Below are 9798 nucleotides of genomic sequence, written 5' to 3' on the forward strand. Positions count from 1 at the left end.
TTGGACTCATCAGTCCGATTTGACGTAGAGCCAATTAAAGACGCATTGAATCATGATATAAAAACTGCATTAATTATTAATGAATTCGGAAAAATGAGTGTCGATAGTCAACTCATTCATCCAACTATTCCTATCAGTGAGATTGTAGAAGGCTGCATTTGCTGTGCTATGAAATCAAACGTTTCACAACAATTGCATGAAATATATTTAGAACATCAACCAGATCTTGTGTTTATAGAATGTAGTGGTATCGCTGAACCATTGGCCGTTGTTGACGCCTGTCTAACACCTATACTAGCTCCAATTACCACTATTAGAAGTATGCTTGGCATCATTGATGCAAAGTTGTACGAGAAGATAGAAACATACCCTAGAGATATTCAAGCGTTATTTTATGAACAGTTAAGTCATTGTTCTACATTATTTGTGAATAAGATTGATATCGCTGATTTTAATCAAATCGCTTGCTTATTAAGACATCTAGAGGTCATTAATGGAGACGCAAACATACAAGTAGGACAATGGGGAGAATTAGCATTAAACACATTGTTAAACGTGAAACATTTAGATGCTAAACAAAGAGGTACACTCCATCACGCCATCAATCATCAGTTAATAGAAACACCTCTCTCACAAACGAAAGCAGCGTTAATTGAAAGATTAACCCGACTCCCACAACAAGTATACCGTGTGAAAGGATTTGTGCGTTTTACAGATAGTAAATTGATACATTTAGTTCAATACGCTGAAGGAGAAATCGAATTAACACCGATTCAATTCAAATCAGATGTTCCTTTGTATTTGGTAGTCATTGGCAAGCAGTTAGATGATATCGAGTTAGACTTATAACACTTAAAAAATCCAACACGAAATCGTGTTGGATTGTCATATAAGCTTTTACTAAACAAAAGTAAAGTAAGCGCTAGTGAATGATAATGCCTTTATCCGTCGTTTCAATTGTGGCATTCTTCGGTGCTTTAATCATTTTCCAAACCCAATAGAAATCACCAGCGCAACATCCTGCATGAAATGTGGCAAAGAAGAAAAAGAGCCCCCGTGGAAACCACCCTAAAAATAACGTCACTATAAATAGCATTGTGATAATGACAAACGGTGCAATACTACTAATTAAAAACGTAAACGGTGTAAACGTCCCCCCTGGTATCGCACAATAAATCATACCGCTAGCTGCCCCAAAGTAGACTTTATTCTTAGGTGAAAATAGTTTGAAAAATATCCCGTGAATACACTCATGAACAACAAACATAAGTACAATAAGAATAATCACGAATAATGCGTTAACTAACAAAGAATCAAAAAATTTAGGTGTATCCGAAAACTTCATAATAATATAAAAAATGATGCCGAAAACGACAAAGCTAATATATGAATATATAGCTAGTTTATTCGCTAATTTTTTATCTTCTAACAAGTTAATTTCTTCCAAACATAACGCCCCTTTTGAAAGTTTTGTTACTACAATCGTAATATGATTTCGTGAAGTTCACAATGCATCGTTATTTCATTTTTGATTTATTTTACTTTTAACTTTAAAGAAGCACTCTTATTATTCGCTTTATCTTTGGCATACATAACGAGTGTTGTTCCTTTTTTCTGTGGTCTTATATTAATCGTAGGTTCTGTTGCAAAGTTAAAATTATATACACATCTATACAAAACTATAAAAGCAAATATTGTTTTAACAGTAAAGCGTTTTGTCATCTTCATTCCTCTTGTTTAAATTTAACTAAAGCCAGAATGAATAGTGTGTATACAATGTATCAATACAAGATACTGTCTATGAAATTTCATACATGATGACTTTATAACAACTTTACTCAACAATGTTTTTCAAATCACTATCACTCATGACTTATCATAATAAAAATAAAGCATCCTTCACTTTGCGATGAGGGATGCTTTATGAATTTTCACATTAAAAATGAATCTGCAGACTATTCTTTTTTATTCAATTCTTTATCAAGTTTTACAAGTGTTGGTTTAGGAATATGAATGCCTTCTTCACTAAAGTATTGTATGACCTCTTTACGAAGCAAACGTTGTCCTGGAAAATGCATTCCGGGCTTAACATGTGCTAAAAGTTTAATCACCATTTCATTGCCATCAACACTATCTAAACCAAGTAATTCTGGTGCGGATACAAATATGTCATATTTATTCTTTAATGTAGGTAAAAATCTTAATAATTTCTCTTCTATTACTTTATAACTCTCATTTGGAGAAATCGGTATCATCACAATAGGTGAAACATCTGTAGCAGAATAATTGACTATTTCACTAATCATACCATTAGGTAATGTATAAATTTCTCCAGTATCTGATTGTATACGTGTTGATCTTAAACCAATCGTTTTAACTGTACCTTCAGCAATTGTTACCCCAGATGCATTAATTTGAACATAATCACTCACATCAAACTGTCCTTCAAATATAATAAAGAAACCAGTAATAATGTCTTTTACAATTGTTTGTGCTCCGAAACCAACGGCAACACCAACAACTCCAGCTCCTGCTAAAATTGCTGATACACTAATACCGAAACGTGAAAGTATTGACGTAAGGACAATAAACCATACGACATAACTTATTAAATTTTGAATCAATGTGGATAGTGTTTCACTTCTCTTAATTTTATGATGGTTCTTTTTCTTTTCATTAACGTTGAAAAATTTAGTAACTAACTTTCTTGATATCGCAATTACAATCATACCCATCAAGATATAAGCAAGTATAATTAAAAGATTAACCAAAAGATTTTGATAGAACTCTATTTTCATCATTGGCTCAAATAGTTTATATAATGTGTCCTTAAACTGACTCATAATAACAACATGACCTCCTCTTGTTAAAACAATCAATATTTTCAATGTACAAATCTTTATAGATAATGAGCAGTAAGTCATTTCTAAATATAACACTTATAAATAAACAAAGCACCCTTCACTTTGTGATGAAGGATGCTTTATGAATTTCCATATAAAAAATTATCTTAGGACTACTGATTATTTTCAGTCACTTCCAGGTGTAATCATAAAACCATCCATAGAATAACCTTGCCATTTTTTCAAACTTTTATTATTCGCATTTTCTATTTCATAACTGATTTTGGATATTGAGCTGGTTTCTTTAGAATTACCTTTTATATTATCAGGTTTTATTTGATAATCTGTTTGACTCATGATTCATCATCCTCGCTAGGAGTGAATTGTACTGCATCTGTAAAAAATATATCCTCTTCTTTATTTTCTACAAAAGTAAATTCTAAATTTTTAGAACCTACGGATGATCCTTTTAAGTCGCCATCCCCTTTTAACAATAACTTAGGGGCTTGATTGGTTGGAATATCATATCTTTTTCTTAATTGTTTCACGTTATAGTCATTATTATTCAGTTGATATTTCGCAGACTAACTAGGAATATTAGGATTGTATGAAATATCCCCGTTTTTATAATCATTAATATCTTTAAAGTTGGCATATTGTACAAAAATTTGAAGTTTTCTATTTCTTTTTTTTTAGTTTGTCATTAGGTATCGGCTTCGTTGGAATAATTTGATTGTGCTCCATTTTTACAGGATATCTCTTTTCATCATCTTTTAGTCTACCTTTACTGTCATCTGTTGTTTTCCTCACATAATAATAACCTTTAGTTGTTCTAGTATTGCGATTAATATATAGAAACATACCTCTAGATTCCATGTACTTACCTTTTGGTTCAATTGTCATGATAGATCCAACTATCCATGTCCCTTTATCCTTTTTATCAAACTCTTCATCACGATAACCCTCTTTCTCATAAATTGGTAAACATTATATAAATCAACTTCTTAAACATCTACATATTATCCAACAATGAACATATAATACATTTAAGATGGAATTCAAATTTTATTTTACTTTCATAAATAATAAATAAAACCCGCCTCACTTACGATACGCTTCTGCGTATCAGATAATGATGCGGTTTTTAATTATTGATAAGGATTGCCATACTTATTACAATACTCATAGAAGCCTCTTTGATACATATAGATTTGCCTTTCAATATTTTCTTTACTATCAAATTCAAGTCCTTTTAAAATGAGTTCGGCAAACTCTAATGCTGCCGTTCCATTAGCAGTAACTAAATTTCGATCTTTTTCTGTAATAATTCAACAAATTTATGCTTTAACAACTTTAAAAAAGACAATTTCACTATTGAGCTCTTAGATTATAAGTTCAGTAGCACAAATTGCAAATGCTCTATCTAATTCTGTGACTGTTTTAATAAAACGTTAACATTTATCCTCACTTAACTCTATCACATCATAATTCATTAACAGATTGACGAACTTATCTGTGTCTATGATTGTATTGTGATTTATCCAAGTTTTTATATTTTTAAGCCCTTCTTCCAAGCTTTCATTGATACCAACATAATCAATAATTAATCAATCTCACTAACCTATTTTTAAATATACTATTAACTTGTGCAATAGTTGCATTAAATGAAATGTGATGTATATTGATTAATCATATACATCACATTCCATCATTATGGAATAGTATCGAATTTTAAACTAATATGAATATATAAGTCATTAAGTTTCAAAAATTTTTCAAATCATTTCAGTATATCAACATGCTATACTATATATATATTTAGAAATTAAACACAATTTTACATTTTATAAAGGAGTACAAAATGTCATTAACAATTAAAGAACTTCATAATATTTTAGGAGGTAATCTCCTTGATGCTGAAGGTAAAGAGGACAATGTTATAAATAATTTTGAGAATTGGTTCCCCTTTATTCATAATAAAAGCACAGCCTACATATCGCCCAATAAGCATACATGGAGACGTTTTGGTAGAGATGCAAACGCAAAAGAAGGATAAGGAAGATTTAGGATTAATTATTACTGAAACCTATGTTCCTGACATGAAGTTTAAAACTCCTCAATTAGTTATCAATGATTCTGCAAACACACTAACTAAATTAGCTGAAGAAATGAGACTACAGTATAAACACCCTGTTGTTGCTATAACAGGATCAATGGGAAAAAGTTCAACTAGAATGCTGATAAGTGCTGGTCTTAAAGATTATTATCCTCTTCAAAATAGATTTAATAATAACATAAGATCCGCAGTATATTTATTATTATGCAAAATGATTAGACAACCAAATTTTGCTGTTTTAGAAGTATCATTAAACGCATTAAATGCAGTTGGTAATTCATCATATTTAATAAAACCAAATATTGCTATAGTTACTGGTATAGGTGCTGCTCATATGTCTACATTTAAAGATATTCTAAATATTGTAGAAGTGAAAGCAAGTATTTTTGATGGTTTAACTCCTGAGGGAGTAGCAATAATTAATAAAGATACATTACATTCAGATATATTAATCGAACGCGCCAAACAAAATACAAGTAATGTTATTACTTATAGTACACATGACTCTAGCGCAACAATTTGTCCTAAATCTATTCAATATAGTAAAGGCTATACAGTTATAACAATTGATTTTAACGGACAAAAATATACTTATAGAATTAATTCAATAAGTGACGGTATGGTTGAAAACTCTCTAGCCACATTTGCTACATTATCGCATTTAGATATACCACTAGAAAGAGCCTTAGAGAACTTAAGTACATTTAAACCATTTGAAAAAGTTTTAAACCTAAAAGAAGTTGAAACACCTAACTATAAAGTTAACTTAATAGATGATACACACAACGCTTCATTACCAGCAATGATTAATGCTATAAAAGCATTTAATACTCAAACAAAATTTTTTAAAGGTAATAAAATTATTGCGATTGGGCAAATTAGTGACTTAGGTAAGCACTCTAAATCATTGCATTTGCAATTAGTTGATGTTCTAGAAAATAGTAATGCAGATTATATTCTATGTATGGATGATGCTTTAAAGAGTGTCGTTACAGGAGTAAAAAGCAAAAATATAACATGGTATTCTAATAGACATCTATTAGAAAAAGATTTATTGTACCTAAATAAACCAGATTCATTAACTCTATTAAAATCATCAGCAGGTGGTACAGAATTTCCAAAATTAGCAAAAGAATTACCTGAGAAATTAAATAAATATAATATTAATAATTCGAACACTTCTTTATTTGATGGTCAATCCTTGAACGGTCGCAGTTATATGATTATTGATGAAAATTATAATGTCATTGAATCTCATAACAGAGAACATTCAGGTACAATTGAAGGCTTAGGCCCTATCTTTAATTATTTAAAAGCTATAGATGATAATGTATCAGAAGATACTATTTTTATTGCTAACTGGGCAACAAATAACAAACTTTATTATGAAGGAAAAGAAACGACAACTTACGAATTGATGAAAGCCATGCTTAATTCACCTATGTATACACCTTCTTATGAATTATCTAAGTATTTATTTGAAAACGGTCCAAAGCGCGATGAATATATCAATTCAAAAATAGAACATTTAAGTCTTTCAAATTCTGTAGCAATAAATTTAACTGGACGTCATACTATGAGAGAACGACAAAACTTCACTGTTGACGACTTATTTAAAATTTTAAAAGCATATAAAAATACCCTATTTAAATTTACTAACGAAATAATTATTGGCAGGAAATATAATAGCGGTATTATAAAAGATAAAGATAAATTTATTATATTTACCTCTTACCCAAACTTAAATGAAATTAAAAATAAACTAAATAATAAATAACAAAAAATGAGGTTGAATTAAAATGATATATTCAGTAGGGAATAGGTTAGGAAATAAATTAACCGGAATTGAAAAAGCGATGATTAATAGACACAACTTATTTAAAAATCACTCGATAACTAGTAAATTGATTTTTGCATCGTGGTCACCTCGTTTACATTTTAATGCAAGTCTATTTCAAATTGAAGATGACGATATATTAAGCTTATATGATGTGCTACAAGACAGTATAAATATAAAAAGCATCCATAAGGACTGGATCACTCATTGGACTAAAGAGTGTAATTATACACTAAAATTTATTGAAAATACCAATGATATAAAGATATATGAAAAAAGCAACTATAGAATGTATGTCCATTTTAATGATAGTAATTACCAACATTTGGATTACATAAATCATTTTGATGTAAATCAACGTAAAATACGTCGAGATCTATATGATTCAAGAGGCTTTTTGATTTGTTGTTCAAGAACTTTAACAACAAATCAAAAAGTAGTTTGTGAACATTATTACACTCCTGAAGGTACTATAAAGTTCCAAAAATTTTTTAATCCAGAACTTGAAAATTCACAATCACAACTTATTATTTATAACACCGATTCTCAACTTAAGTATTTTAATAATGATCAGGAATTACTAGCATTTGCAATTGAAAAATTGTATAAAAATGGAGATATTTTCCTGAGTGATAAAAATATAAATACTGCACCAATATTCAATAATACTAGTGAAACAATACCTGTTTTAGCTGTTTTGCATAGTACTCATGTCAAGAATATTGACATGGTATATGAATCGGACATCAAAAATACTTATAAACATGTTTTTAACAATCTAAATAGATACTCTGGGATAATTGTATCGACTAAACAGCAACAATTGGATATATCAGCTCGAATAAATAATGAAATCCCTGTTCATACTATACCAGTAGGATATATTGATGAACATTTTACTAATTTAAAAAGAAATAATCATAGTATAAATAATAATAAAATTATTTCCGTTGCACGTTATTCTCCTGAAAAACAGTTGAATCATCAAATTGAATTAGTTTCTAAATTAATTAAAGAATTTCCTAACATCCAACTACATTTGTATGGGTTTGGTAAAGAAGAAGAAAAATACAAGCAACTAATCACTGAATATAATTTAGAAAACAATGTGTTTTTACGAGGGTTTAGAAGAAATTTAAGTGCTGAGATTCAAGATGCTTATATGTCTCTAATTACTAGTAATATGGAAGGATTTAATTTAGGTTTATTAGAAACTATAACTGAAGGCATACCTCCAGTTGGCTATAATTCGAAGTATGGTCCTTCCGAATTAATATTAAATAATGAAAATGGTTATTTAATTAACAAAAATGATAAAGATGAATTATATAATCGAGTGCGAAACCTATTATTAGATAAGACTTTAAGAGATACTTTTTCTCAAGAATGTATCAAGCACTCTAAAGCTTTTTCAAGTAAAATTGTTATGAAGTTATGGGAAGATAGATTTTCTACAATTAATTCAAGTTATGAATAGCTCACATGTTGTTTAGTTTTTTCAGTTATTCTTTATGAAATTAGAATTTTAGTTATATGAAAAATAATTATTAAAGAGCAAATTAAAAATGGTTGATTTCGTTTTTATGTAAATCAACCATTTTTTGTAAGTCATTAATTTAAATTTCAAATACTTATTTTACCTATTAAATGCAAGCTGATATTGTACATATCCAGATAAATAATGTTCGATATCATCAATTCGAACACGATAACCGTGGTGTTTAATAAAGAAACTTCCTAGTATTCTTGATGGGTTTTTAAAATACATAGCAATTTCAGGATAAAAGAATCCAACTCTTTGATAATCTGCTCTAATATTAATTACATCTATCAAATATTGTTCATCTATTAAATTGTTTACCAATTCCTCGCGACCCGTATCTTTCGCTTTTTGAACTAATCTATATGTGGCCATTAACATTTCTAAGAATGTTGGAAATGTTGTTTCACGATTTTTAATATAATCTAAGTAATTATTCACATTTTTGATTCCAAATTCAAAATATTTGTCTTGTGGATTAATTTGAACTAATTCATTCGTACAATATCCTAACCAATGATCATGATATTGCCAATATTTCTTCTCAATGAAACGGTCCATCAAATTTTCTACAGTTTTTAGCCATAGTTCATTTTCATCCTTTTGATACAATCTCAATAAAGCAAGCGCTGCTTCACCATCGTAATAAATAATTCTAAACTTCTCTTTTACGCTTAAATCAGGATAATTCAATAAGTGAGTTGTCTCATATGTATCTTCATCTATCATTGAAAGAATACCTTTAGCCACTTTCTGAGCTGACTCAAGAAATTTAGGATTATCTTCATGCTTTAAATATTCACAAACTGCGAATATAAATGAAGCATTTTGTCCTAATTTGATTTCATTTGCTTCCTCTGTATCATCAAAGATATAGGCTTTATCACCAATCTCAAACAGTTGATTTAAAATGATATAATCAATTGCTTTTTCAACAGGTTGTAAGCTTTTACCTAAATAGGACAGACCCTCAATTAAGGCATAAGTAGAAGAAGAGTGTCTTAAAACATTGTAGAATCCAATTTCATTATCAAAATGAGGAAAATATCCATAAATATATTTACCATTATCTAACAACATATTTTGTAAGAAATTAGTACTACTTTCAATTAATTGATCAATTTCATTATTTAAATCATTTACTTTTCTTAAACCTTTTTTATAGCCTTCGCTATATAGTTCATGTACTTCTTCATCACCTATAAAGAAACCTTGTGTATAGAATTTAATAACTTCTTTTTCATTATAGAACTCACTAGAAAATGCCTTTTTATTTGTAGTATATTTGCGTAAATAATTATTGATGTTTTTTTCCGAAAGAAATAACTCTTTAGTAGTATTATCTGGTCGAACAAAAGCATTCGCGTTAATTTCTTCAGGTAATACTGCAAAATTCCATTGACTATCAAATGCTATACCAAAATCTACATAATTTCTTCTTGTATTGATCAGTGTTTTTTTT

At 29.1% G+C, this 9798-nt stretch carries 9 protein-coding genes and 1 pseudogene; 4 read left to right on the plus strand and 6 right to left on the minus strand.

What is annotated here, in order from left to right; all coding sequences use genetic code 11:
* The gene (locus tag HMPREF2737_RS01825) at positions 1 to 849 is read left to right on the plus strand and encodes a CobW family GTP-binding protein (RefSeq protein WP_070650035.1); all 849 of its coding nucleotides are present in this window, start codon (positions 1 to 3) and stop codon (positions 847 to 849) included.
* Positions 850 to 922: 73 nt separating this feature from the next.
* On the opposite strand, the gene HMPREF2737_RS01830 is transcribed toward HMPREF2737_RS01825, so the two are convergent.
* The 5 genes and pseudogenes from HMPREF2737_RS01830 to HMPREF2737_RS01845 form a co-directional block, all read right to left on the minus strand.
* Positions 923 to 1447 carry a DUF3267 domain-containing protein gene (locus HMPREF2737_RS01830; RefSeq protein ID WP_037552021.1) on the minus strand — a complete coding sequence of 175 codons (525 nt, stop codon included), beginning with the start codon at positions 1445 to 1447 and terminating at the stop codon, positions 923 to 925.
* An 86-nt stretch (positions 1448 to 1533) separates the two neighbouring features.
* Positions 1534 to 1722 carry a hypothetical protein gene (locus HMPREF2737_RS01835; RefSeq protein ID WP_037552024.1) on the minus strand — a complete coding sequence of 63 codons (189 nt, stop codon included), beginning with the start codon at positions 1720 to 1722 and terminating at the stop codon, positions 1534 to 1536.
* Between the two features lie 233 nt (positions 1723 to 1955).
* The gene (locus HMPREF2737_RS01840) at positions 1956 to 2843 is read right to left on the minus strand and encodes a mechanosensitive ion channel family protein (protein WP_037552027.1); all 888 of its coding nucleotides are present in this window, start codon (positions 2841 to 2843) and stop codon (positions 1956 to 1958) included.
* A gap of 186 nt (positions 2844 to 3029) precedes the next feature.
* Positions 3030 to 3200, minus strand: coding sequence for a hypothetical protein (locus HMPREF2737_RS11550; protein WP_154230751.1), 171 nt, complete (start codon positions 3198 to 3200; stop codon positions 3030 to 3032).
* A pseudogene (locus HMPREF2737_RS01845) lies at positions 3197 to 3818 on the minus strand (tandem-type lipoprotein); the annotation flags it as partial. The pseudogene HMPREF2737_RS01845 and the gene HMPREF2737_RS11550, both read right to left, overlap by 4 nt.
* An 886-nt stretch (positions 3819 to 4704) precedes the next feature.
* Between HMPREF2737_RS01845 and HMPREF2737_RS11155 the strand changes: the two are divergent.
* The 3 genes from HMPREF2737_RS11155 to HMPREF2737_RS01860 are packed head-to-tail and all read left to right on the plus strand — an operon-like array spanning position 4705 to position 8273.
* Complete coding sequence (locus tag HMPREF2737_RS11155; RefSeq protein WP_080287561.1) at positions 4705 to 4899, plus strand: hypothetical protein; 195 nt, start codon at positions 4705 to 4707, stop codon at positions 4897 to 4899.
* Positions 4877 to 6736: a Mur ligase family protein gene (locus HMPREF2737_RS01855; RefSeq protein ID WP_229664824.1), complete on the plus strand. Its 1860-nt coding sequence runs from the start codon at positions 4877 to 4879 to the stop codon at positions 6734 to 6736. Before HMPREF2737_RS11155 ends, HMPREF2737_RS01855 begins: the two co-directional genes overlap by 23 nt.
* Positions 6737 to 6758: 22 nt before the next feature.
* On the plus strand, positions 6759 to 8273 hold the full coding sequence (locus tag HMPREF2737_RS01860; protein WP_070650036.1) for a glycosyltransferase family 4 protein: 1515 nt from the start codon (positions 6759 to 6761) through the stop codon (positions 8271 to 8273).
* Between the two features lie 159 nt (positions 8274 to 8432).
* Here the strand turns inward: HMPREF2737_RS01860 and HMPREF2737_RS01865 are convergent.
* Positions 8433 to 9798 (minus strand): poly(glycerol-phosphate) alpha-glucosyltransferase (locus tag HMPREF2737_RS01865; protein ID WP_070650037.1); only part of this gene is annotated, 1366 nt, incomplete at its 5' end.

Source organism: Staphylococcus sp. HMSC069D12, from assembly GCF_001810405.1.
Taxonomy (GTDB): Bacteria; Bacillota; Bacilli; order Staphylococcales; family Staphylococcaceae; genus Staphylococcus; species Staphylococcus haemolyticus.